General features: G+C 60.1%; 21 protein-coding genes. 11 read left to right on the plus strand and 10 right to left on the minus strand.

The features are described 5' to 3' along the window. Nucleotide 1: 1 nt before the first annotated feature. Both ACN1C3_RS01750 and zigA read right to left on the minus strand, forming a co-directional pair. Entirely contained in the window at nucleotides 2–652 is a 651-nt protein-coding gene (locus ACN1C3_RS01750) for a DUF1826 domain-containing protein (RefSeq protein WP_419114051.1), read from the minus strand. Then, nucleotides 652–1860 carry a zinc metallochaperone GTPase ZigA gene (zigA, locus tag ACN1C3_RS01755; protein ID WP_419114052.1) on the minus strand — a complete coding sequence of 403 codons (1209 nt, stop codon included), beginning with the start codon at nucleotides 1858–1860 and terminating at the stop codon, nucleotides 652–654. Before zigA ends, ACN1C3_RS01750 begins: the two co-directional genes overlap by 1 nt. 127 nt (nucleotides 1861–1987) lie before the next feature. Between zigA and ACN1C3_RS01760 the strand changes: the two genes are divergently transcribed. Continuing rightward, nucleotides 1988–2368, plus strand: coding sequence for a glutamine synthetase (locus ACN1C3_RS01760; protein ID WP_419114053.1), 381 nt, complete (start codon nucleotides 1988–1990; stop codon nucleotides 2366–2368). Here the strand turns inward: ACN1C3_RS01760 and ACN1C3_RS01765 are convergent. Continuing rightward, complete coding sequence (locus tag ACN1C3_RS01765; RefSeq protein ID WP_419114054.1) at nucleotides 2365–3582, minus strand: N-acetylmuramoyl-L-alanine amidase; 1218 nt, start codon at nucleotides 3580–3582, stop codon at nucleotides 2365–2367. The genes ACN1C3_RS01760 and ACN1C3_RS01765 overlap by 4 nt on opposite strands. Before the next feature lie 130 nt (nucleotides 3583–3712). On the opposite strand from ACN1C3_RS01765, the gene folE2 reads away from it, so the two are divergent. Genes folE2 through ACN1C3_RS01795 form a run of 6 tightly spaced genes read left to right on the plus strand, consistent with a single transcriptional unit; the run spans nucleotide 3713 to nucleotide 8935 of the window. Continuing rightward, on the plus strand, nucleotides 3713–4609 hold the full coding sequence (gene folE2, locus ACN1C3_RS01770; RefSeq protein WP_419114055.1) for a GTP cyclohydrolase FolE2: 897 nt from the start codon (nucleotides 3713–3715) through the stop codon (nucleotides 4607–4609). Further along, nucleotides 4606–5274, plus strand: a complete 669-nt coding sequence (locus ACN1C3_RS01775) for a metal ABC transporter ATP-binding protein (protein WP_419114056.1) — start codon at nucleotides 4606–4608, stop codon at nucleotides 5272–5274. Before folE2 ends, ACN1C3_RS01775 begins: the two co-directional genes overlap by 4 nt. Before the next feature lies 1 nt (nucleotide 5275). Continuing rightward, the gene (locus ACN1C3_RS01780; RefSeq protein ID WP_419114057.1) at nucleotides 5276–6142 is read left to right on the plus strand and encodes a metal ABC transporter permease; all 867 of its coding nucleotides are present in this window, start codon (nucleotides 5276–5278) and stop codon (nucleotides 6140–6142) included. An 11-nt stretch (nucleotides 6143–6153) separates the two neighbouring features. Beyond that, nucleotides 6154–7038: a metal ABC transporter substrate-binding protein gene (locus ACN1C3_RS01785; protein WP_419114058.1), complete on the plus strand. Its 885-nt coding sequence runs from the start codon at nucleotides 6154–6156 to the stop codon at nucleotides 7036–7038. Next, a complete protein-coding gene (locus ACN1C3_RS01790; protein WP_419114059.1) occupies nucleotides 7035–7595 on the plus strand; it encodes a carbonate dehydratase in 561 nt (186 codons plus the stop codon). The genes ACN1C3_RS01785 and ACN1C3_RS01790 overlap by 4 nt, the downstream gene beginning before the upstream one ends. 2 nt (nucleotides 7596–7597) lie before the next feature. Then, nucleotides 7598–8935 (plus strand): dihydroorotase, encoded by a 1338-nt coding sequence (locus ACN1C3_RS01795; protein ID WP_419114060.1) that lies wholly within the window; start codon nucleotides 7598–7600, stop codon nucleotides 8933–8935. A 176-nt stretch (nucleotides 8936–9111) separates the two neighbouring features. Here the strand turns inward: ACN1C3_RS01795 and ACN1C3_RS01800 are convergent, their stop codons facing one another. After that, nucleotides 9112–9633: a DUF3617 domain-containing protein gene (locus tag ACN1C3_RS01800; RefSeq protein ID WP_419114061.1), complete on the minus strand. Its 522-nt coding sequence runs from the start codon at nucleotides 9631–9633 to the stop codon at nucleotides 9112–9114. Between the two features lie 131 nt (nucleotides 9634–9764). Here ACN1C3_RS01800 and cls point away from each other — a divergent pair, with 131 nt between their 5' ends. After that, nucleotides 9765–11204, plus strand: coding sequence for a cardiolipin synthase (cls, locus tag ACN1C3_RS01805; protein ID WP_419114062.1), 1440 nt, complete (start codon nucleotides 9765–9767; stop codon nucleotides 11202–11204). Here cls and cfaB read toward each other — a convergent pair. The 5 genes from cfaB to hflK (ACN1C3_RS01830) all read right to left on the minus strand — a co-directional run bounded on the left by cfaB (nucleotide 11201) and on the right by hflK (ACN1C3_RS01830) (nucleotide 18598). Beyond that, nucleotides 11201–12388 (minus strand): C17 cyclopropane fatty acid synthase CfaB, encoded by a 1188-nt coding sequence (gene cfaB, locus ACN1C3_RS01810; protein ID WP_419114063.1) that lies wholly within the window; start codon nucleotides 12386–12388, stop codon nucleotides 11201–11203. The two genes, cls and cfaB, sit on opposite strands and share 4 nt — an antisense overlap. Before the next feature lie 228 nt (nucleotides 12389–12616). Then, nucleotides 12617–14536, minus strand: a complete 1920-nt coding sequence (locus tag ACN1C3_RS01815) for a cation-translocating P-type ATPase (RefSeq protein WP_419114064.1) — start codon at nucleotides 14534–14536, stop codon at nucleotides 12617–12619. After that, on the minus strand, nucleotides 14533–15591 hold the full coding sequence (hflK, locus tag ACN1C3_RS01820) for a protease modulator HflK (protein ID WP_419114065.1): 1059 nt from the start codon (nucleotides 15589–15591) through the stop codon (nucleotides 14533–14535). The genes ACN1C3_RS01815 and hflK (ACN1C3_RS01820) overlap by 4 nt, the downstream gene beginning before the upstream one ends. Continuing rightward, nucleotides 15588–16637 carry a protease modulator HflC gene (gene hflC, locus ACN1C3_RS01825; protein WP_419114066.1) on the minus strand — a complete coding sequence of 350 codons (1050 nt, stop codon included), beginning with the start codon at nucleotides 16635–16637 and terminating at the stop codon, nucleotides 15588–15590. Before hflC ends, hflK (ACN1C3_RS01820) begins: the two co-directional genes overlap by 4 nt. Next, on the minus strand, nucleotides 16634–18598 hold the full coding sequence (hflK, locus tag ACN1C3_RS01830) for a protease modulator HflK (protein ID WP_419114067.1): 1965 nt from the start codon (nucleotides 18596–18598) through the stop codon (nucleotides 16634–16636). The genes hflC and hflK (ACN1C3_RS01830) overlap by 4 nt, the downstream gene beginning before the upstream one ends. A gap of 279 nt (nucleotides 18599–18877) precedes the next feature. Here hflK (ACN1C3_RS01830) and lpdA point away from each other — a divergent pair, with 279 nt between their 5' ends. Both lpdA and ACN1C3_RS01840 read left to right on the plus strand, forming a co-directional pair. Continuing rightward, nucleotides 18878–20278, plus strand: coding sequence for a dihydrolipoyl dehydrogenase (lpdA, locus tag ACN1C3_RS01835; RefSeq protein ID WP_419114068.1), 1401 nt, complete (start codon nucleotides 18878–18880; stop codon nucleotides 20276–20278). A 495-nt stretch (nucleotides 20279–20773) separates the two neighbouring features. Next, a complete protein-coding gene (locus tag ACN1C3_RS01840) occupies nucleotides 20774–21151 on the plus strand; it encodes a DUF6124 family protein (protein WP_419114069.1) in 378 nt (125 codons plus the stop codon). Nucleotides 21152–21331: 180 nt separating this feature from the next. On the opposite strand, the gene ACN1C3_RS01845 is transcribed toward ACN1C3_RS01840, so the two are convergent. Beyond that, entirely contained in the window at nucleotides 21332–21805 is a 474-nt protein-coding gene (locus ACN1C3_RS01845; protein ID WP_419114070.1) for an Lrp/AsnC family transcriptional regulator, read from the minus strand. Between the two features lie 144 nt (nucleotides 21806–21949). On the opposite strand from ACN1C3_RS01845, the gene ACN1C3_RS01850 reads away from it, so the two are divergent. Continuing rightward, on the plus strand, nucleotides 21950–22579 hold the full coding sequence (locus tag ACN1C3_RS01850) for a LysE family translocator (RefSeq protein ID WP_419114071.1): 630 nt from the start codon (nucleotides 21950–21952) through the stop codon (nucleotides 22577–22579). The last annotated feature ends 1 nt before the right edge of the window (nucleotide 22580 follow it).

A 22580-nucleotide genomic window follows, 5' to 3' on the forward strand; every position in this document is an offset into this window, starting at 1 on the left:
CCTAGCTCAGCCAGTCGAGAGTCAGGATCAGCCGACGCTCGCCCGGTGCCGGTTGCGGCGAGCGATGGATCAGGCCGAAGCCTTCATTGCCGTGCCATTTCTCGCCCTTGAGCAAGGCCACTTCACCACAGGCGACTTGCTGAATCTTTGAGTCATCCTGCGGCTCGGCGTCGGTCTTGCCCAGCTGCCGACGATCCATCGCCCCTTCCCGCAACCATTGGCTGCCGATGCCTGCATAAGTGGTGATCAAGCGCACGGGCACATGATCGACGTGGAAACGCGGGCACATGGCCTTGTCCAGTACCCGCAGGCGCAGGCCGATGCGCTTGGCGCCCAGCAAACAGGCGAAGGCGCTGACCAGCCAGGAGATGTCGGCGATAAATCCTTCGTAGCCCTCCAGGTCGCTGAAGCCTGAGGCCAGGCCTTGCAGATTCGGTTCTGAATCATCATTGGCCAACTCCAGCGATAACGATTCCGCCAGTGGCTCACCCAAGGACAGCAGCAACGTGCCGAAATCGGCGACATGCACTGGCAGGTGGCGTTGCCAGACAGCCAGATTCACTCCGTCGTCCAGAATCTGAGTGAGCGCTTGCGGTGTCTCACCCCGGACCTGACGAATTATCGGACGCAGCTTCAGACTGGGCGCGAGCATCAAGCCGCCACCTCTTCATGCCAAGGGCCGAAAGGGTCGACCATCAGTCGCCAGCCTTCCGCGCCCACGGCCATTTCGTCGTCGGTCAGCAGGCAGCTATCAAGCTCGGCAGTGAGCTGGGCGAAGTCGATGTTCTGACCGATGAACACCAGTTCCTGACGACAATCACCGGTGACGGCGGTCCAGTTTTCCATGATCGCCGAGGTGCTTTCCTGGTCCTGTGGCCACTGCGGTTTCGGCACGAATCGCCACCAGCGTCCGGCAAAGCCATGACGCATCAAACCGCCAGCCTGGGACCAGCTTCCAGCATCCTGATGCTTACTGGCCAGCCAGAAAAACCCCTTGGAACGCAGCAGTTTGCCGTTCACCCAAGGGCGGTCGATGAAGCTGAAAAAACGCTGGGGATGGAAGGGACGTCGCGCCCGATAAGCCGTCGAGGCGATGCCGTATTCCTCGGTTTCCGGCACGTGCTCACCGCGTAACTCCTGCAACCAACCCGGTGCTTGAGCGGCACGTTCGAAGTCGAAACGCCTGGTGTTGAGGATCTTCTTCAGCGGTACTTCACCCATCACCATCGGGATGATTTCTGCCTGGGAGTTGAGCCGTTCGAGAATGGCGATCAGCTCCTGGCGGTCGCTGCGGCTGATCAGATCGATTTTGCTGATCAGAATCACGTCGGCGAACTCGATCTGCTCGATCAACAGATCCGTGATCGAACGCTCATCCTCCTCGCCCAGGGTTTCGCCACGGGAGGCGAGGCTTTCGGCCGCTTGATAATCGAGCAGGAAATTCAGGCCGTCGACCACCGTGACCATGGTGTCGAGTCGGGCAATGTCGGCCAGGCTCTGGCCTTCCTCATCACGGAAAGTGAAGGTTTCCGCCACTGGCAACGGCTCGGAAATACCGGTGGATTCGATCAGCAGGTAATCGAATCGACCTTCCTTGGCGAGCTTGCTGACCTCTTCCAGCAAGTCTTCACGCAAGGTGCAGCAAATGCAGCCGTTGCTCATCTCGACAAGTTTTTCTTCGGCACGATTCAGCGTGACATCGCGCTGAACCTCACTGCCGTCGATGTTGATCTCGCTCATGTCGTTGACGATGACGGCGACACGAAGGTTCTCGCGGTTGCGCAGAACGTAATTGAGCAGCGTACTTTTACCGGCTCCGAGAAAGCCGGACAGCACAGTAACGGGAAGGCGATTGGGCATCAAGGTGTCTCATCAGGGCGGGACTTATTTTGATGTTATAGTATAACAATGCAATTTAGCCAATCCCCTCTTGTTACCCGCGACGAAGGGCGCAATGCTTGCGCCAACCCGCCTCATGAGAACCCCCATGCGCAACACTCTGAAATGCACGCTGTTGGGCCTTACGCTGCTTGCCGCGAGCAACGCCTTCGCGCAACTGCCGAGCACGCTCGCCAACTGCACCCGCAGCGCCACCCTGCTGGCCTGCGTGGATGCCGATGGCAATGCCTACAGCGTCGCCACGGCCGGCAGCACCACGTATCTGCGGGGTTTCGAGGTAATCGGCAAACGTTACTGGGCGCAGACCAACAGTCGCTACGGGCAATTGACGTTCTTCACCGGCATCGCCTCCGACGGCGAAGCCTGGGTCGGCTACAGCCGCCGTGTTGGCTGGACCACCGTCAACCGGTTCTCCAGTTCCGGTGGCACCAGTGCCAAGTTCACTTGCAGCCGTATTAGCGGTTGTTAGACCTGGGCTTTTTTCTGATCCTGCTGCCAGGCCATGTAGCTATTGACCGGTGGATTCTTCTGGAAGTAGTGCTGCAACCCTTCGAACAAGCCGTCGGCCACCGCCTGCTGGTGCCGTGGGGTAACCAGTCGCTGACTGTCGCGGCTGTTGGAGATGAAGCCGGTTTCCACCAGGATTGAAGGCACGTCCGGCGATTTGAGCACCGCGAATCCAGCCTGTTCCACGCGCTTCTGATGCAGCGTGGTGATCCCTGCGAGGCTGCCGAGCACCGTGCCGCCCAACTGCAAACTGGCAGCGATGGTCGCGTTCATCGACATGTCGAGAATCACCCCAGCGAGCATTGGGTCCTTGTCCTTCAGATTGAGCAGGCTGGTGGCGCCCAACAAGTCAGCGCCGTTTTCCCGTTGTGCCATAAAGCGCGCCGTGGCGGAGGTCGCGCCGCCCTCTGACAAGGCATACACCGAAGCTCCAGACGCTGTAAGCCTTGGCGCGGCGTCGGCATGCACCGAGATAAACATGTCGGCGTTGTGCTTGCGGGCGATCTCCACGCGTTTGCGCAGCGGCACGAAAAAGTCATCGTTGCGCACCAGCTTCACGTCAAACCCCTTCTCCCGTTTCAGTCGCTTGGCCAACAGTTGCGCGATGGACAGCACCACATCTTTTTCGCGCTCACCCTTGGCGCCAACCGCGCCTGGATCCTTACCGCCATGGCCGGGGTCGACCACCACGATGATGTCGCGCTTGGGATGGGCTTTATCCTCGACCGATGTTTCACGCTGAATCAAAGGCGCAGCGGCAATTTGTATCGGCGCGTGGACACTGCTGGTGAGATCGAGCACCAGCCGATAACCCTGGCCGTCCTGCGGCGGCAACTGAAAGCTGTTGAGCTGCACCGGTCCGGTGAGGTCGAGCACGATCCGTGTATCGCCTTGCCCTAAGTGCCCTGAGCGGATCGAACGAATCACCGTGTTGGCCAGCGCCAACTGACTGAAGTCTCCACTCAGGCGCGCGCCACTCAAATCGATGATCAGCCGTTGCGGCGCGGTCAGCGAGAAGATCTTGTACTGCACCGGTCCGCTCAAATCGAGCACCAGCCGCAGCTTGTCATCCGAACGCCAGAGCCGGGCATTGCGGATTTGCGTGGCGGACACTCCCAGCGGTAAAGCGAAGGCCACACTGGCCAGAAGCAGGTTGAGCAATTGACGTCTGTGCATGACATGTACCGCTGATAAGGGAACGTCCGTACTCAACTTGACGTGATGGAAGGCCGTTCAGAAAAAAGACATCGTCGACTGTAAAGTTATAATATAACATGTCGAATCACTTCCAACGATGGACCTGCTTATGAACGCGCTGACTCTGCCGGATATCGCCGCGCAGTCCTCACGCCAAGCCTTGCCACTCGATTGGGTGGGCATGTGCGGCATTGCTCTACCGGTGTTGTTCGATGGCCAGCGAATCAGTGCAAAAACGGATGCCGGTGTCAGCCTCGACGATGGCGAGGCGCGCGGCATTCATATGTCACGTCTGTATCTGGCGCTGGAAATGCTCGAACAGGAAAACCTCACACCACTGCTTTTACGTCAGGTTCTGCAACGTTTTCTCGACAGCCATGAGGGTTTGTCCAACAGCGCCTACCTGCGGATTCACACTGATCTATTGCTCAAACGGCCAGCATTGGTCAGCCCGCTAGCCGGTTGGAAAACCTATCCGGTGAGCATCGAAGCGCGGCTTAACAACGCAATGTTCCACGTGGAACTAAAAATCAACGTTACTTATTCCTCAACCTGCCCCTGTTCAGCTGCGCTTTCGAGGCAGTTAATTCAGCAGCAATTTGTCGATGACTTTGCCAACAAAGCGCTGCTGCACGCCGACGTCCTTGCGTGGCTCGGATCGCCAAAGGGCATCGTCGCAACGCCTCACAGTCAGCGCAGCAGTGCGCACCTGCAACTGCGGTTGGACGACTACCTCGAAGGCCTGCCGTTGATCGCAGTGATCAACGACGCCGAAGCAGCTCTCGGCACTGCCGTTCAAACCGCGGTGAAACGTGCCGACGAACAAGCCTTCGCCTTGGCCAATGGTCAGAATTTGATGTTCTGCGAAGACGCCGCCCGACGCTTGAATCTGGCCTTGAAAAGATCTCCGGGCATCAACGCCTTCCACCTGCGAGTCATCCACGCCGAAAGCCTGCACGCCCACGACGCCGTGGCCGAAAGCCGTTGGAACTGGGAGGCCGCATGATCCGTTGCCAGGCTTTACGCTGGGGCGCAGCCGGCCAGCCTCTCACTCCCCCGGTAACCTTCGAACTGGTGAACGGCAGCCTGACCGCAGTAATTGGCGCCAACGGTTCGGGTAAAAGCAGCCTGTTGAAAGTTATCGCCGGGCTACAGCGACCGCTGGCTGGCAACGTCGAACTGGATGTTCCACGGCGCGGCAGTTTGTCTTTTCTGCCGCAACAACAGCATCTGGACCGACAGTTCCCCATCAGTCTGCAAGAGCTGGTCGCCGCTGGATTCTGGGGCAGTAAACAAACTCCCCACGTCCGTAACCAACGCCTGGGGGCAGTGCTGGAAGACTGGTATCTGAGTGGCCTGGAACATCGCCCATTGATGGCCTTGTCTGGCGGCGAACTGCAACGCGCCCTTCTCGCCCGATTGAGTCTCGCCGAAGCACCGGTGCTGTTGCTCGACGAACCCCACGCCGCGCTCGACGAACTCGGCCAGGCACTGCTCTGGAAACATATCCACGCCTGGCATGCCGAAGGCCGGACGCTGGTCGTCGTCTGCCATGATCTGGCCGCTGTGCGCCAACACATTCCTCAAGCCCTACTGATCAAAAGCAGCGGCTGCGTACTCGCGCCCAGTGTCGAACTGATCAAGCAACAACCTCAGACGCAGGTCGCTTGATATGGTCGTCGCCGCTCAACTTTGGCAACCATTCCATGAGTTCGTGTTCATGCGTCGAGCCTTGCTTGGCGGTCTGGTTTTGGCCTGTAGCACCGCTCCGCTCGGGGTGTTTTTGATTCTGCGGCGCATGAGCCTGATCGGCGATGCGGTGGCTCACGGGATTTTGCCGGGGGCTGCATTGGGCTTCTGGTTCGCCGGTTTGAGTCTGCCGGCGCTGACCATTGGTGGCCTCGGCGCCGGCCTGAGCATGGCCGGTCTCGCCGCGTGGATCACCCGTCGTACCGGCCTGCGGGAGGACGCCAGTCTCGCGGCGATCTATCCGATCTCTCTGGCCACTGGTGTGTTGATTCTCGGGATCGCCGGCAAACGTCTGGATCTCCTGCACCTGCTATTCGGCTCGGCGCTCGCGGTCGATGGACCGACCTTGACCGGCATGCTCTGGGTTTCGGGTTTCAGCTTGATTGCCATGGCGGCGATCTACAAACCACTGCTGCTGGACACCCTCGATCCTTTGTTCCTGCAAACCGTCAGCCGTCTCGGGCCTTTGGCTCATGGACTGTTTCTGACCCTGGTGGTGCTGAATCTGGTGATCGGTTTCCAGGCCATCGGCGCGTTGATGGTGGTCGGTTTGATGATGTTGCCGGCTGCGTCTTCGCGCTTCTGGAGTCGACGCTTGCCAGTGTTGATGGTCATCGCCGCGATGCTCGGTTGCCTCGCGGTATGGCTCGGTCTGTTGCTGTCGTTCTACTACTCGCTGCCCAGCGGCCCGGCCATCGTGCTGGTGGCTGGCGCTTTGTACTTGCTGTCTGTGGTGTTCGGTCCGGTGCACGGCTTGCTGCGCCGCCCGCCTTTGCTCACATCCCAATGAGGTGTTTCCCGATGCGCGCCCTACTCGTGCTGTTCAGTCTGCTGCTGCCGTTGTCGCTCTCGACAGCCTCGGCGGCAGAGAAACTTCAGGTGGTCACCAGCTTCAGCATCCTCGCCGACATGACCCATCAGGTCGGCGGCGAGCACATTCAGATCACTAACATGGTCGGTCCGGACGCCGACGCCCACACCTATGAGCCAACCCCAGACGACGCCAAAGCGCTGCTCAAGGCCAGGCTGATCATCAAGAATGGCCTGGGTTTCGAGCCATGGCTGGATCGCCTGGTCACTAGCACCGAGACCAAAACCTCGGTAATCACCGCCAGCCATGGCGTCATCCCACGGACGCTGAATGAAGACGGTGAAACCATTCCCGACCCGCACGCCTGGCACAATCTGGCAAACACCGAACTCTATGTGAGCAACATCACCAAGGCGCTGGTCGCGGCGGATCCGGCGAACAAAGCCGACTACGAGCGCAACAGCCAAACCTATCTGAAACAGATCTACCGCTTGCTGGCCGACGCCAAAACCAAGCTCGGCTCCCTGCCGCCGGGCAATCGCAAGATCGTCACCTCCCATGATGCTTTCGGCTATCTCGGTCAGGCCTACGGTATCGACTTCATTGCACCTCAAGGTCTGTCCACCGAGCGCGAACCGTCGGCCGCCGAAGTCGCGGCGCTGATCACCCAGATCCGCCAGGCCAAGGTCAAAGCGGTGTTCATGGAAAACATCAAGGACGCACGTCTGCTCAAGCAGATTGCAGAAGAGAGCGGAGCGCATATCGGCGGCACCTTGTACTCCGACGCCCTCGCCGCCGAAGGTCCAGCGAGCACCTTCGCCGGGCTGTTCGAATACAACCTCAACACTCTGTACGACGCCTTGAGCACACCATGATCCGTAAGAACCCGTCAGGCGATCTACCGGTGATCGCCGGGTCCGCCTATGTGGATAAGACCGCGATCATCTGCGGCAAAGTAGTGATTGGCGAGAACGTCTTCGTCGGCCCCTACGCAGTGATTCGCGCCGATGAAGTGGACGACGTGGGCGAGATGGAACCGATCACCATCGGCGCCAATTCGAACATCCAGGACGGGGTGGTTATTCACTCCAAATCCGGCGCGGCGGTAACCATCGGCGAGTACAGTTCCATCGCCCACCGCTCCATCGTTCACGGCCCGTGCACCGTCGGCAACCGGGTGTTCATCGGCTTCAATAGCGTGTTGTTCAACTGCGTGGTGGGCGATGGCTGCGTGGTGCGGCACAACTCGGTGGTCGATGGTCGGGACTTGCCCGAAGACTTTTACGTGCCGTCGACCGCCCGAATCGGGCCCAAGACCGACCTCACCCAGTTCCCGCCTGTCAGCGTCAGTGCTTCGGAATTCTCCGAAGATGTGGCGCGGACTAACGTCGATCTGGTTCGCGGTTACAAAGCCCTGCAGAACGAGTTTTGAACATGAGCAGTGTGCTGATTCGCAATGCCCGGTTGGTCAATGAAGGTCGTGAGTTCGACGGCGATCTGCTGGTGGACCACGGTCGCATCGTAAAGATTGCCAGCAGCATCGAGGGCGAAAACGCGGCAATGGAAATCGACGCCAAGGGCCAATGGCTGCTGCCAGGGATGATCGACGACCAGGTACATTTCCGTGATCCTGGCGCGCCAGACAAAGGCAGTTTCTACACCGAGTCGCGGGCCGCCGTGGCCGGTGGCATCACCAGTTTCATGGACATGCCCAATACCCGACCAGCGACCCTGACCCTCGCCGCACTGGCCGACAAGAAGCGCCGCGCAGCGATCAGTTCAGTGGCCAATTACGGCTTTCACTTCGGCGTCAGTAACGACAACCTCGATACCGTTGCAGCCCTCGATCCCTGTTCAGTGGCCGGGGTAAAAGTGTTTATGGGCGCCTCCACCGGCAACATGCTGGTGGACGACCCACGGATTCTCGAGCGCCTGTTCGCCGAAGTGCCGACCCTCCTGCTCGCCCATTGCGAGCACACACCCAGCATCAAGGCCAACGAAAGCAATCTGCGGGGACTGTTCGGCGATGCGGTTCCAGCGGGAGCCCATCCGCTGATCCGCAATGCCGAAGCCTGCTTTCGCTCTTCCTCGATGGCCGTGGATCTGGCCAAGCGTCACGGCACCCGACTGCACGTTTTGCACCTGACCACCGCACGCGAACTGGCTTTGTTCGAAGACAAACCGCTGGCCGAGAAACGCATCACCGCCGAAGTCTGCCTGCACCATTTGTTGTTCGATGATCGCGACTACCTGCGCCTTGGCAACCTGATCAAGTGCAATCCGGCGATCAAGACTCAGGCCGATCGCGATGCCCTGCGCCAAGCGCTGCTGTGCAACCGGCTGGACGTAATCGGTAGCGACCACGCGCCGCATACCTGGGCCGAGAAGCAACTGCCCTATCACCAGGCACCGTCCGGACTGCCGCTGGTGCAACATGCCCTCCCCGCGCTGATGGAACTGGTGGCAGATGAACTTCTGCCACTGACTACACTGGTGGAAAAAACCAGTCACCGGGTTGCCGACCTGTTCGCCATTCCCGACCGCGGATACCTGCGCGAAGGCTATTGGGCTGATCTGGTGCTGATCCAGCCCGAACCCGATGGAAAAGCCGTTGCCCAGCAACCGATCATCGCTCAATGCGGCTGGACGCCATTTGCCGAGCGGCGATTTCGTCACAGCGTCAGCACCACGTTGGTCTCGGGGCAAATTGCCTGGCACACCGATCGTCTTTATGACGGCTGCCAGGGTTTTCCGCTGCGGTTTATGCGTTAGCCACTGTTCGCTGAGTACGATGAAATTTGAGTACCGGGAGTGTTTAGATCGTTCCCACGCGTCGCAAAGGAATGCAGCCCGTGATGCTCCGCGTCACATTCAAGAACGATTGCTGCGCGTCCAGTGAGGCATTCCCACGCGGGAGCGTGGGAACGATCAAACGATCATCGTACGAATCAAGCCCTTGGTTTGACCGTTCCGCAATCCTGCCCCATCCACACCGCGCGGGTATCCATGCTGCCCTTCTGCTGGATACCGGTGGCATTGAAGGTGCCGTCGACCTTGGTGGTGAACTCTCGATCACTAACGAAAGTGGCGACACCGGTGCCCTGCGCTTTCGGGCAGCTGAAGCGAAATTTCCACTGATTGCCGGTGCGGTCGGTGATTTCCTGCTTGCAGCCTGATTGTGGATCCGTCAGCGGGATGTTGTCGGACTGCACTTGAGCCTGAGTCAGACACGCTCGAATACCTTTGCCGCCCATGGTGATGCCCTGCTGCTCCAGCGCGGCCCGTTGCTGTGGAGTCATCTGGCTCTGCAACTGGCCGAGGATCAACTGCAGATCCGGCAGATTCTGGTCATCGACTTTCATATTGCTCGAGGTTAATTCCCATAACCCTGGCTGCAGCATCTGCGCCTGAGCGGCCAGAGGAAGCGACAAGCCAACAGCCATGGCCAAACCCAGCAGACGAACGTTCATCGAGTAACTCCTAGAGGATAGTGGCCGTTAGACGTCAACAATCTACTTCGGTTGCATGGCGAATTAAATAGCGACATTCGCCGTGGAACATGGTCTGTTAAGCATTGAATTTTCAGGAGCAAGGCTGTCCCATGGATTACTTTGGCCCGCATATTTTCGGTTACCTGATCGCCACTATTCACTCGCTAGGCATGATCGCCGCCATCCATGCCGTATTCACCGTCAGGACTGCCCAAGGCGCCATTGCCTGGGCCCTGTCACTGTTGTTCATTCCTTATCTGACCCTTATCCCCTACCTGGTCTTTGGCCGCAGCACTTTCGACGCCTATATCAAGGCAAGGCGCCAGGCCAACGAGGAAATGCGCAAAGCCATCGCAGATCTGAACTGGCGTCCTTGGGTCGAAGAGGCGCTAACCGCCCGCGCCTCGAACGCCTACGCTTCGCTACGAGCCATGCCGAAACTGGGGCGCATGCCGTGCCTGGCGAGTAATCAGGTACGCCTGCTGATCAATGGCGAAGCCACTTTTACAGCCATTTTCGATGCCATACGTAACGCCCGCGAAGCTGTATTGATCCAGTTTTTCATCATTAATGACGACCAGCTGGGCCGCCGCATGCAGGCCCTGCTGATGGAAAAAGCCGCTGAAGGCGTCGCTATTTACGTGCTCTACGACCGAATCGGCAGCCATTCCCTGCCCAACAGCTACGTTCAACCGATGCGCGAGGCCGGTGTGCAGGTCAAAGCCTTCGCGACCCGCAGCGGCTGGCTCAATCGCTTCCAGATCAATTTTCGCAATCACCGCAAAATTGTCGTGGTCGACGGCCTGCTGGGCTTCGTCGGTGGGCACAACGTCGGCGACGAGTACATGGGTAAGAAACCGCCACTGGCGCCCTGGCGCGACACCCACGTCAAAGTCAGCGGCCCGGTGGTGGCCTGCATGCAGGAGTCGTTCGCTGAAGACTGGTTCTGGGCTTCGCGACAGCTACCGCCGTTGATCCTGCCCGACACCTACCCGGACGACGGCGTGCTCTGCCAGTTGATGGCCAGCGGCCCGGCAGACCCTTACGAAACCTGCTCGCTGTTTTTCGTCGAAGCCATCCATGCCGCGACTGAACGGGTGTGGATCACCAGCCCGTATTTCATTCCCGACGAAGCGGTATTCGCCGCGCTGCGCCTGGCGGTGTTGCGTGGTGTGGATGTGCGGATTCTGCTGCCGTCGCGACCGGACCACCGCGTTGTATACGCTGCGTCCAGTCTCTTCGCTTTCGAAGCGGTGCGGGCCGGGGTGCGGATGTTCCGTTATGGACCAGGTTTTCTGCATCAGAAAGTGGTGTTGATCGACAGCGAAATCAGCGCCATCGGCAGCGCGAATCTGGACAACCGTTCGTTCCGGCTCAACTTCGAAGTGATGCTGCTGACCGTCGACAGCCAATTCGCCGCCGAGGTGGAACTCATGCTCAACGACGACTTCGCCCTGGCTCACGAAATCGCCAAGGGAGAAGGCCGGGAGACCCACCGCCTGCAACAGCTTGGCATGCGGGTCGCCCGGCTTATATCGCCGATTCTTTAAGGGTTATAGATATCGTCGCGCGTCCATGGCAGCTCATGGCTACCGTCGGCATGGGTCTTGACCGCGAGGATCTGGTGCAGATTGATCCGGCCTTTGGCGAACGCATAAGCGCAACCGGCAAGGTACAACCGCCAGATGCGCAGGACCTGCTCCGGTACTTGTTTGGAAGCGGCTTCCAGGTTGTCCTCCAAACGCTCGCTCCAATGGTCCAGGGTACGAGCGTAATGCAGACGCAGGCTTTCGACGTCGACGATTTCCAGCCCCGCATCGCTGATCTCGGCCGAAATCATCGACAGATGCGGCAGCTCGCCGTTGGGGAACACATAGCGCTCGATAAACTCACCAGCGCCGCGCCCGACTGGCCGGCCGTCGATGTGCTTGGCGGTGATGCCATGGTTCATCACCAGCCCGCCCTCGCGTACCGCGCCGTATAGGGTCTTGCAGTACTGCGCCAGATTCGCATGGCCTACGTGCTCGAACATGCCGACACTCACCACCTTGTCGAAACGTCCGTCCTGCGGCAGGTCACGGTAATCGAGCAACTGAAGCTCGACCAGATCCTCCAGGCCCTCAGCAGCCACCCGCTCCCGAGCCAGCGCCAACTGTGCTTTGCTCAGGGTAATCCCGAACACCCTCGCCCCAAATTCCCGAGCGGCGTAGCGCGCCAGACCACCCCAGCCGCAACCGACATCCAGCAGGTATTCACCAGGCTGCAGGCGCAACTTACGACACAGATGCCGGAACTTGGCTTGTTGGGCTTGTTCAAGGGTCTCGCTGCCGGTCTCAAAATAGGCGCAGGAATACGCCATGTCGCTATCGAGCCAGAGCTGATAGAAGGCATTGGACAGGTCGTAATGGTAGGAAATGGCCGCCGCATCGGTGTCTTTGTCGTGGACGACGCGCACAGGTTGGTTGTCATCGCTCTCATCCAGCAGCGCCTGGCTCCACTCATCGCAGACCCGAATGACCTCATTGATCGAGCCTTCGAGTTCCAGTTTGCCTTCTACGAACGCGGCCCCCAACAGGTTCAGGTTGGGATGGGTGAATTGAGCAACCAATTGTGGGTCCTTGACCACAATGGTGACGCTGGGCGCGGGGCCCAGATTAATCTCATGGCCATCCCAGAGTCTGAGGCGTAACGGTAGCTGCAGATTCTGTAAGGCCGGTGGCAATTGCGCGAGCATGGAAAAACCCCCTTGTTTCAGACGTCTGATGTGAGGGTAGACCATCCATGAAAATTAGCAGGCTATCGAATTCATAGCCTTTATCTATGATCCGTGAGGCTGATCAAACCGCCCTAAACCCAGTGTTTCAGGCGGGTTACAGTTTGATTTGGTGCAGCCTCTTCACTAGAGACTGTCAACTTGCTGCACAGTTCGGAAGAGTCGATCACGACAGAATTGCGCGCTCGATCAGACGTCGTCCTTGAGCTTGAGCAATGGCTCCTGGAAACGCAGCAAACGACCTGCGTTGCCCAGTACCAGCAAGGTGCTGAGGTTATGCAGCACCGCAGCAATCATTGCTCCCGCCGCCCCGAGCCAGCCGAACGCGGCAAACGCGACGATTGCCAGGGTCCAGCCCAAACCGATGATCACGTTGACCTGCAGCGTTTGCCGACACTGGCGACTCAACCGTACGCAGGTGCCCAGGCGCCGCAAATCGCTACCAATCAGCACGATATCCGCCGAGGCCAAGGCGATATCCGCCCCACCCGCGCCCATGGCCACACCGACCACTCCGGCCTTGAGTGCGAGCGAATCGTTGATCCCGTCGCCCACCACCATCGGTCGAAAACCGCTGTCGATTTCTTGCAGCACGCGGTTGAGTTTGTCTTCAGGCAACGCCTGGGCTTCGACATCGCTGATTCCGACTTCATGGGCCAGGCTGTGGGCCACACTTTGGCGATCCCCAGTGAGCAGCAATTGCCGCCCCAGACCCAGTTCACGCAGCTCGCTCAGTGCATGGCGCGCTTCGGGTTTGACACTGTCTGCCAACAGCAGCCAACCGAGAAATTCTGCGTTCAGCGCCAACCCGGCGATTGGGCCGTCATGCTCGGGCACGGCGGACGTCGCAATGCCCAATTGGCTGAACAGCTCCGGACGACCGAGTGCCGCCTCGCCCTGCTCCGTTTGTGCCACCACCCCCAAGCCTTGGCGCTCGCGGATATCCGACAGCACCAAAAAATGTTCCTGTGTCACCAGACTGGCCAACGCACGGCTGACCGGATGGCTGCTGGCGGAGCCAAGGCTGGCGGCCAGTTTCAGCAATGGGCTGCGATCCTCGATCGGGCTGTCGATTGACTGCAAACGCAGGGTGCCAAACGTCAGGGTGCCGGTCTTGTCCACTACCAGCGAGGTCAGATCCGCCAGCTCTTCGAGGAACGCCGAGCTGCGAATCAGGATCCCGTGACGCGCCGCCACGGCGATCCCGGCAATCGCAGTGGCCGGCGCCGACAACACCAAGGCGCAAGGACAGGCCGCCACCAACACCGCCAACATCGCCTGCGCATCGTTGCTGATAAACCAGGTGACGGCCGCCAGCAGCAAGACCAGCACCATGTAGCTGCCGGCATAACGTTCGAGCAGACGAGTAATCGGCGGCTTCGAGCGCTCGGCGCTTTGCATCAGCGCAATGACTTTGCCCAAGGTCGATTCAGTGCCCGTGCGGGTGACTTCAATGCGCAGCAAGCCATCGAGGTTAATCGCCCCGCCGAACACCTGCATGCCGACACTCGCCTCCAACGGCACCGACTCGCCGGTGATCGGCGCGGTGTCGAGGCTGGCTTGTCCGGAAAGCACCAGACCATCGGCCGGTACCCGGTCACCGGCCCGCACTTCTACCAGATCACCAGTCTTGAGCAGGGTGTTGTCGACTTCGACAATGGTGCCGTCGGCCTGCACCCGCCGCGCATGGCTGCGCGTCAACTTGCCCAGGGCATGAATGGCTTCCTGGGAACCGATCACACTGCGCTCTTCCAGCACATGGCCGAAGATCATGATGATCGGCAGCAAGGCCGCGGTCAGCAAGTCGCCGGTGGCCCAAGCGCCCATCATCGCCAGGGCGATCAGCTGATCGGTGATGCCGTGCAAGCTTGGGTAACGCAAGCTGTACCAGGCCGAACGCATGACCGGCACAGCCACCAGCAACGAGGCAAACCCCAGCAGTAACTGGCTAACGCCGTTTTGCTCCGGCGCCAACCAACGCCAGACCAAGCCGAGCGCCAGCAAGCCGAGGGCGAGCATGGCCAGGGTCAATTGGCGCGCGGCGCTGCGTTGTTCGGTAGATGTCAGCATGCTCGCCGCAGGTTGTGCGGCAGCAGAGTGGGCAGTCATTGTTCGGCTCCCTGAATGATCAGGCGGGAATCGTCTTTAGGATCGACCGTGGTCACCGACCCGGCCTGGCCGAGGATTTTCGGCAGACGCTCGCGGTAGATCCGCAGGAGCATTTCCGGGTCGGTGCCCTTCTGCTGCGACTGGGCCAGGCTCTGTACCGTCGCTGTGTCAGCCGACGCTTTGGCCAAGCGTTCGCTGGCTCGGGCGTGAGCAACTTGCAGCGTACGGTCGGCTAGTTGGGTGGCGGTCTGGCTGAGTTTTTCGGCGTCGGTTCGCGCGTTCGCCACGGCTTTGTCGGCCTGTTGGCTGGCGGTCAACACCGCGTTAAACGCATTCACAGCAGGCCCCGGCAAACTCGATTGCACGTCAACACGCGCCACTTCGATCCCCAGCCCCTGCCCGGTCGCAGTCAGTTCGGCCAAGCGTTGATTGATGCCCTGCACCAGATCCCCGCGCAGCCGTTCGCGACGCTCGGCGGCCTGGTTATCAGCGCCAATCAATTCCGGGCGCGCCACCAGAATCGTGTCCAGATCTCGCGCGGCAGTCAGCGCCACCGCACTGCGGGTCACCAGACGATCCAATGCCGGCAGCACATGCTCGCCTTGCAGTACGAATGCATAGGGCTCGGTGACTTTGTAGAAGACCCGCACATCCAGTTGCACCACACCGGCATCACCGGTGAGTAAGTAACCGGAACCGGCCAATGCATCACTCAGCGGCGTGGCGAAACTCGCGACTCGATCGCCTTTTAGCGCCTCGTCGGAACGCAGCAGGTTCTCCACACGGCGCTCGATCACCCGGTCCGCCGCTGGCAACAAAACGACCTGTTCGAACGGACGCGGCCAAGCCAACAACAATCCGGCATTTTGAATGCGATCCAGCGCGCCGAAGTGCAACACCACTGCGCGATTTTGCGGATCGATCTGTCGCACGTTGGAGAATGCCCAAGCTACTGCCGCCAACACCGTCACCGCGTACAGTGCAAGAAAGGTCAAACGGCCAGCCTGAATCCACGGACTGCTGACGTCATGTGTTCCACGTGGAACGTTACTCATGGCTGCGACTCGGCCTTGGCACCGAGGCTCGGCGGACCATCAATCAACACCCGGAATGGCGCCGCATCGGTGCGCAATATCAACTTGGTGCCCGGCGTGACCACAGTGCCCAGGGTGTCCAGCGAACGCAGCAAGTTATACAGCTGCGGTGAACCGGCGTAAGCACGGCCATAAATCTGCGCGGCTTCGACCCGCGATTGGGCTTCGATATCGGCCGCTTTCACCGTGGCATCGGCCTGCACAATTCGCGCATCACGCTCGGCAGCCGAACGAATCTGTGCCGCTTCACGTTTGCCGATGGCAGTGCGTTCGGTGGCAATGGTTTCACGCTCGGCGCGCATGCGGTCGACGGTGGCGGTCAGGGTCACCGACGGCAGGGTCAAACGCTCGATGCCGACTTGCAGCACACGCACGCCATACGTGGTCAGCAACTGCTGATCGATCTGCTTGCGCAGCTGCGCTTCGAAGTCGGCGATGTGGACCTGGTTGGCGTCGGTGTTCACCAGATTGACCAGGTCAAAACTGCTGGCCGTGGTTTCCAGCGCCGAGCCAACAAAGGTTCGAATCTGCCTGGCCGCTTCGTCCGGCTGATTCTGTACTGCACGCATAAAGCGTTGCACGTTGTCCGGATCGCCCTGCACCTGCCACGCCACGTAGGCCTGAATAATGATCCGCAAACCATCGCGCGTACCGACATCCTGCAAACCGCTGGAAGTAGTGCGCAGACGCAAATCCACCGGGATCGCCGCTTCGAACGGTGCCGGCCAGCGCCAACCGAGACCCGGCTCCAGCAGCACCCGCGAGGGGTTACCGAAGCGAGTGATGACCGTGGCTTCGCCGGAACGCACTTGCACCAGGCTCGCGGTTGCGATGGCAACCACCACCAGCAACGCCGCCCAAGCCATACGCCGCCATGGAAACGGCCCCGCCTCTTGCGGGTCACCATGGTGATGATGGTGGTGGCCGTGATGATGCCCGCCATGGCCATGATCGTGGCCGGCGTGGTCTTGGTGATCATGCTGATCGTGGGAATGAGGCTGGCTCATTTAGCGGCTCCTGACTGAACGGCTTTACGCGGCGCCGCAGGGTCAACCGGTAACGTGAATGTGCGTAGATCGATGGTCGGCGCGTTGTTGCCGCCCAGACGATGATCGAGAATAAGCAGCTTGGCATTGGCCAGGCCCAGGGTCAGCTGACTGAAGTACTGCTCGAGCACAAAGGCTTGGCCGGCCGAGGCATAGGCTTTTTGCTCGGCGGCAAAACGCAGGTCGGCGGCCTGAGCGGCGGCGTTGACTTCACGGGCGGTGGCGAGCGCTTGATCGCGGGCGACACTGGCCTGCAATTGCGCCTCGTTGGTCTGCTCGCTGGCAGCCCCGCGCTCACGGGAGATCAATGCCTGGGCACCAATCTGCGCAGCTTGCACACCGTGGTAAGCGTTGGCCGCACCAGCCGGTGGGTGAATCGCTTCCACCACCGTGGCAAGAATTTCCACGCCGCTGTCGAGCTTCTGCAAGTCAGCCTGCACCGCGCGACCGATGTCGTCGGCAAGGGTGGTGCGATCCGCCCCCAGCAAACCGTCGAGGGTGCGCGAGGCGAAATCGTGAACCAGAATCCGGCTGGCGGTGCTGCGAATGAGCGTCGGTACATCCGCACTGTTATAAGTTGCCGCCAGTGCGGCCTGATCGGTCAGGCCGATACGATAGACAAAACGCACGTCCATGTTGACGATCTGGAAGCTCTGTTTGTCGGCACTGCTGCTGGCGATGACCTGGGATTTGTCGTTCACATGGCTGGCATCCCATAGCCGATTGGCAATCAACGGCGCGGGACCTTCCGCAGGCTCTGGCAATGTTGCGACAGTCGCTTCACCGACGCTGGTCGCCAACTCATGCACCACGCCGTTCTCGACGCTCAGCACGCGGCCCACAGGCCAGGGCAATCCAGCGTGCAGTCCCGGCCCGAAGACCTCGACTGGTTTGCCGAAACGCTCATAAATCCCCCGCCCTTGCAGAGGAATTTCGTGAATACCGGTGAGCAGCCAGCCAACCGCCAGCACCACCATCAGCACCGGCAGGAATGCGCGGCGCATATAGGTGAAAGCCCAAATCTGCCTGAGGTCGATGCCGAAGCGGTTGTGCAATTCGTGCTGCAGCGCCTGTAGGGGCTGCGGTGGCCAGCGCAACATGCCGGCGACAAAACTGTGCGCCAATAGCCGTGGTTCGAGCTGTTCACGGCGCGGACTGAACAGCGACAACAAGGCGCGCAGCAGCAATTCGATCGCCACCAAACCCGGCAGCAGGCCAATCAACACCGCGAGACGCGCGGGCCATACCGAGGTTTCACTGGCGAACAACAGGCAGAACGCGCTCAGCACCAGGCAGATGATCGCGACCCGAATCAATTGCCCAAGCTGCGCGGCTTCGGGCCACTCAGCGGGGTTTTCCTGGGCTAACTGACGTTCGAACACCAGTAAACCGAAGGCCAGCAATAACGAAAGCGCGGCGCCTACACTGGCCGACAGCCCCAACGACGCGCCTGGCAACGACAGGTTCCAGACCTGTTCGATGCTCAGCAGTGCCAACAGCGCCCAGCCACACAACCAGAAGGTCGGAGCGCCAATCTGCGCCAGCAGTCGCACCCAGCCATTGCCAATACGCGCCAGCAGTCGCTCATACCAGCCGAGCGCTTCAACCGGGAGATCCGCGACGGGCTCAGCGGGTGGCGCGACCGTAGCGCCCAGTGCTCGCCCTCGCCACTGCGTCACCCACCAAGCGGACTGCAGCCCGGCAACCACCACCAACAGGGCGCAGGCCTGGTTGACCAACAGTGCAGGCCACAGCGATTGCGGGGCGAAAAGCCCGACGAAAAACGCCAGCACCAGCCCCACCGCCGCCAAACCTGCCAGGCCGATGCCGACTCGTTTTAGCCGCCGCGCGTGAAATACCGCTTGTTGAAAACGCGGTAGCCCTTCTACATCCGCCCCATCCGCATCCAGATCGACTTGCATACCACCCCAGCGCTTGTCTTTGCTAACACTTTAGCCTGTGGATAAGTCCCAGGCCGTCGCAAGTGTCACGTTTCGTTACGATATAACGATGGTAATGAATTTTTCGTCGGACACCTATCCCTTTCGTCTTTGCAGCGGCGCCGCGCAAACCCCTCTCCCCGAAGGCATTTGACCACTTGACCAACGCCGTTCAGTCGCAACATATTACGAGCATAATTTTTAAGACCATCTACCGTCAAACGCGCCTTCCCTCATCGATTCCACTGCAGGAGTACAGCCATGAGTATCTACGACGTCGTGATTCTGGGCGGTGGCCCCGGCGGTTATAACGCCGCCATCCGCGCGGGCCAGCTGGGTTTGAGAGCAGTGTGTGTCGAAGGCCGCGCCACCCTCGGCGGGACCTGCCTGAATGTCGGCTGTATGCCTTCCAAGGCTCTGCTGCACGCCTCCGAGCTCTACGATGCAGCCATGGGAAGCGAATTCGCCAACCTGGGGATCGAGGTCAAACCTACCCTCAACCTTGCGCAGATGATGAAACAGAAAGACGAAAGCGTCGCCGGGCTGACCAAGGGTATCGAATTTCTCTTTCGCAAAAACAAAGTCCATTGGGTCAAGGGCTGGGGCCACATCGACGGCCCGGGCAAGGTCACCGTGACCGACAGCCAGGGCGGAAAAACCGAGCTGCTGACCAAAAACATCGTCATCGCCACCGGCTCCGAACCCACTCCATTGCCGGGTGTAGACATCGACAATAAACGCATTCTCGACTCCACCGGCGCGTTGTCGCTCAGTGAAGTGCCCAAGCATCTGGTGGTGATCGGCGCAGGCGTGATCGGCCTCGAATTGGGCTCGGTCTGGCGGCGGTTAGGCGCGCAGGTGACAGTGGTCGAGTACCTTGATCGCATCTGCCCGGGCGTGGACGGCGAGGCAGGCAAAACGTTGCAACGCTCACTGAGCAAGCAAGGCATCAGCTTCAAATTGAGCTCGAAAGTCACCCGCGCTACCCCTTCGGCCACGGGTGTGCAGCTCAGCATCGAGCCGGCGGCAGGCGGTGCCGCCGAGTTGCTGGAAGCGGACTACGTGCTGGTGGCCATTGGGCGTCGGCCTTACACCCAAGGGCTGGGTCTGGAAAACGTCGGCCTCACCACAGACAAGCGCGGCATGCTCAGCAACAAGCGCCACCGCACCGAGGCGCAGGGTGTTTGGGTGATCGGTGACGTCACGTCCGGGCCGATGCTTGCCCACAAAGCCGAAGAAGAAGCCATGGTCTGTATCGAACAGATCGTCGGCAAGGCCGGTGAGGTCAATTACGAGGTGATCCCCAACGTGATCTACACCAAACCGGAGCTGGCCAGCGTCGGTAAGACCGAAGAGCAGCTCAAGGCTGAAGGCCGAGCCTATAAGGTTGGCAAATTCCCGTTCACCGCCAACAGCCGGGCCAAGATCAACCACGAGACTGAAGGCTTTGCCAAAGTGCTGGCGGACGAAGTGACTGACGAGGTGCTGGGCGTGCATCTGGTGGGGCCGAGCGTCAGTGAAATGATTGGTGAATACTGCGTGGCCATGGAGTTTTCCGCCTCGGCCGAAGACATCGCCCTGACCTGCCACCCACATCCGACACGCTCTGAAGCGCTGCGTCAGGCGGCGATGAATGTGGAGGGGATGGCGACGCAGATTTAGGGTGGCATCGAGTCGAGAGCTGTGTGGGCAGTTCCACCGCTATCGCGAGCAATCGAGCGTCGACCGGCTGCTCCCACACTAGATCTGCTTTGGGCACACATTGCGTGCACACCGAAGATTCAATGTGGGAGCGGGCTTGCTCGCGATCGAGTGCGCAGCACTCGTAGTTTTCAAAGGGCCAGCAAGGCAAATCCCTTTAATTTGCAGGACGTTTCCTAGAGAATCCTTTGCGCCTTGTGCCTGCCAAATCTCACGACTAGTCTTCGCCCGTCACTGCAAATTCAGTGACCGGGCTTAGCGGTTCGTTTGTGATTAGGCGCAAAGCGCCCCCTTCAGCAAGGCGCTTTCTTTCGGCCCTCTGCTTTATGGTGGCCGTGCGCAGGGCACCCTTGGGTGCACCGGTTCCTAGTCACCGGCCCGCTAACCTGCGTACGGCTGCCACCCAATCGCTTAGCGGCGACGGTGACGGCTCCAGAACGACTTAGGAGCACCTCCATGGACAAAATAGTCCCCGATCCACCCGTCCCACCTGTCACCCCTTCAATGGATAACGCCTTCACCCGCGACCTGCTCAAGGACCGCGCTACGCTGTATCGCGCCCTGGATTATTACCTGCCTGATGCCAATCCCTCGTCGCCGGACGAACTGCGCTTTTACAACGTCAGCAAGGATGTGAGTTTCGAAGACTCGATGCTCTACACCGCCGACCTGCTGCGCTGTGCGTCAGTCACGGCTTACGAATGCGGGGATCACCTCAAAGGCGCCGAGCGCTCCATGGCCTTCGCTGTATGGCATCTGCTGGAAATCGCCAAAGCCATGGTTGATCAGTCCATCGAGCACTTGGGGCCACGCAGTAAGCCCACAACAATCTGAAATCTGCGGCGACTGTTCGGCCGCTATCGCGAGCAAGCCCGCTCCCACATTTGATCTTCAGCGAACACAGAGTTTGTGTACGACTGCGATCCAGTGTGGGAGCGGGCTTGCTCGCGATCGACTGCGAAGCAGACGCCATATGGCTGAGGCGTTCTGCCTGAAGAAACGCAAGCGCTTGAATCAATCCGGCAAATGCCCCAACGGTAACGGCCCTGGGGTTTTCACGGTGTGGATGGCGAAGTTGCTGCGGATGTCGCTTACGCCCGGCAGCTTGAGCAGGCTGCCGGTGAGGAAGCGTTCATAGCCGCGTAAATCCGGCACCACCACTTGCAGCAGAAAATCCGACTCACCCGACACCAGAAATGCTGAAATCACCTCGGGCAACGCCGTCACGGCCTGACGAAAAGCTTCAGCTTCGGCATCGTTGTGCCGCTCGACCTTGACCCCAACAAACACGGTCAAACCCAGGCCCACCTCATCGCGGTCGAGGTTGGCCTGATAGCCGCGAATCACCCCGGCCTCTTCCAGCAATCGAACCCGACGCAAGCAAGGCGAAGCCGAAAGACCGATCTCCTCGGCCAGTTGCACGTTACTCAGGCGACCGTCCCGTTGCAGCGCCGCGAGAATTCGGCGGTCGTAGGCATCCAGTTTCATGCTTGGCAGTTCCTGACTGTTTTTATTCATGGGTTGGCAGATTGTGCCAAGTCTAGCTGCTTTGGTGGCTGACTACGCAAGCACCTGCCCTGCCCTTCAGGCATAGACTTTGATCACCGAATCGATAACGAATGGGGTGGCGACGTGGCAGAGCTCTGGATGTTTTTTTTGGCCTTGGCCGTGGTGTATCTGCTGCCGGGCCCGGACATGATTCTGCTGCTGCAAACCGGCGCGCGTCAGGGCAAAGCCGCAGCGTTGGCCACGGCTGTAGGGCTGGCGATTGCCCGGGGCTGTCATGTGGCCTTGGCGGCGCTGGGCCTGGCGACGCTGTTCAAGGCCGCGCCCTGGACCTTTGAAGTGGTGCGCCTCGCGGGGGCCGCCTACCTGTTGTGGCTGGGGATTCAGTGCCTGCGCTCCAACCTGCTGCCGAGCCTGAACACAGCCGATGCGCCCTCCTCCACTTTGCAGTGGCGTGAAGCGATCCAGCGCGGGGTGCTGACCAATCTGCTCAACCCCAAGGCCTTGTTGTTCTGCTCGGTATTGCTGCCGCAGTTCATCGATCCGCACGCTGGCCCGGTGGCGGCGCAGTTCGCCACATTGGGCGTGGTGCTGGTGATCGTCGGATTGTTATTCGACAGCTGTTACGCACTGGTCGGGGCCGGGCTCGGACGATGGCTCGAGCGCAGCCCCTCGGCGCAGCGAGTACAGCAATGGCTGTTTGGCAGTCTGTTGATCGGTTTTGCCCTGCGCCTGACGTTTGTGCAGCAGGCGTAAG

Source organism: Pseudomonas sp. H11T01 (assembly GCF_048515765.1).
Taxonomy (GTDB): domain Bacteria; phylum Pseudomonadota; class Gammaproteobacteria; order Pseudomonadales; family Pseudomonadaceae; genus Aquipseudomonas.

Bases quoted from the DNA above. Each gene is read 5' to 3' on its own strand.
- ACN1C3_RS01750 (WP_419114051.1), bottom strand. From the start codon at position 652: ATGCTCGCGCCCAGTCTGAAGCTGCGTCCGATAATTCGTCAGGTCCGG.
- zigA (WP_419114052.1), bottom strand. From the start codon at position 1,860: ATGCCCAATCGCCTTCCCGTTACTGTGCTGTCCGGCTTTCTCGGAGCC.
- ACN1C3_RS01760 (WP_419114053.1), top strand. From the start codon at position 1,988: ATGCGCAACACTCTGAAATGCACGCTGTTGGGCCTTACGCTGCTTGCC.
- ACN1C3_RS01765 (WP_419114054.1), bottom strand. From the start codon at position 3,582: ATGCACAGACGTCAATTGCTCAACCTGCTTCTGGCCAGTGTGGCCTTC.
- folE2 (WP_419114055.1), top strand. From the start codon at position 3,713: ATGAACGCGCTGACTCTGCCGGATATCGCCGCGCAGTCCTCACGCCAA.
- ACN1C3_RS01775 (WP_419114056.1), top strand. From the start codon at position 4,606: ATGATCCGTTGCCAGGCTTTACGCTGGGGCGCAGCCGGCCAGCCTCTC.
- ACN1C3_RS01780 (WP_419114057.1), top strand. From the start codon at position 5,276: ATGGTCGTCGCCGCTCAACTTTGGCAACCATTCCATGAGTTCGTGTTC.
- ACN1C3_RS01785 (WP_419114058.1), top strand. From the start codon at position 6,154: ATGCGCGCCCTACTCGTGCTGTTCAGTCTGCTGCTGCCGTTGTCGCTC.
- ACN1C3_RS01790 (WP_419114059.1), top strand. From the start codon at position 7,035: ATGATCCGTAAGAACCCGTCAGGCGATCTACCGGTGATCGCCGGGTCC.
- ACN1C3_RS01795 (WP_419114060.1), top strand. From the start codon at position 7,598: ATGAGCAGTGTGCTGATTCGCAATGCCCGGTTGGTCAATGAAGGTCGT.
- ACN1C3_RS01800 (WP_419114061.1), bottom strand. From the start codon at position 9,633: ATGAACGTTCGTCTGCTGGGTTTGGCCATGGCTGTTGGCTTGTCGCTT.
- cls (WP_419114062.1), top strand. From the start codon at position 9,765: ATGGATTACTTTGGCCCGCATATTTTCGGTTACCTGATCGCCACTATT.
- cfaB (WP_419114063.1), bottom strand. From the start codon at position 12,388: ATGCTCGCGCAATTGCCACCGGCCTTACAGAATCTGCAGCTACCGTTA.
- ACN1C3_RS01815 (WP_419114064.1), bottom strand. From the start codon at position 14,536: ATGACTGCCCACTCTGCTGCCGCACAACCTGCGGCGAGCATGCTGACA.
- hflK (WP_419114065.1), bottom strand. From the start codon at position 15,591: ATGAGTAACGTTCCACGTGGAACACATGACGTCAGCAGTCCGTGGATT.
- hflC (WP_419114066.1), bottom strand. From the start codon at position 16,637: ATGAGCCAGCCTCATTCCCACGATCAGCATGATCACCAAGACCACGCC.
- hflK (WP_419114067.1), bottom strand. From the start codon at position 18,598: ATGCAAGTCGATCTGGATGCGGATGGGGCGGATGTAGAAGGGCTACCG.
- lpdA (WP_419114068.1), top strand. From the start codon at position 18,878: ATGAGTATCTACGACGTCGTGATTCTGGGCGGTGGCCCCGGCGGTTAT.
- ACN1C3_RS01840 (WP_419114069.1), top strand. From the start codon at position 20,774: ATGGACAAAATAGTCCCCGATCCACCCGTCCCACCTGTCACCCCTTCA.
- ACN1C3_RS01845 (WP_419114070.1), bottom strand. From the start codon at position 21,805: ATGAAACTGGATGCCTACGACCGCCGAATTCTCGCGGCGCTGCAACGG.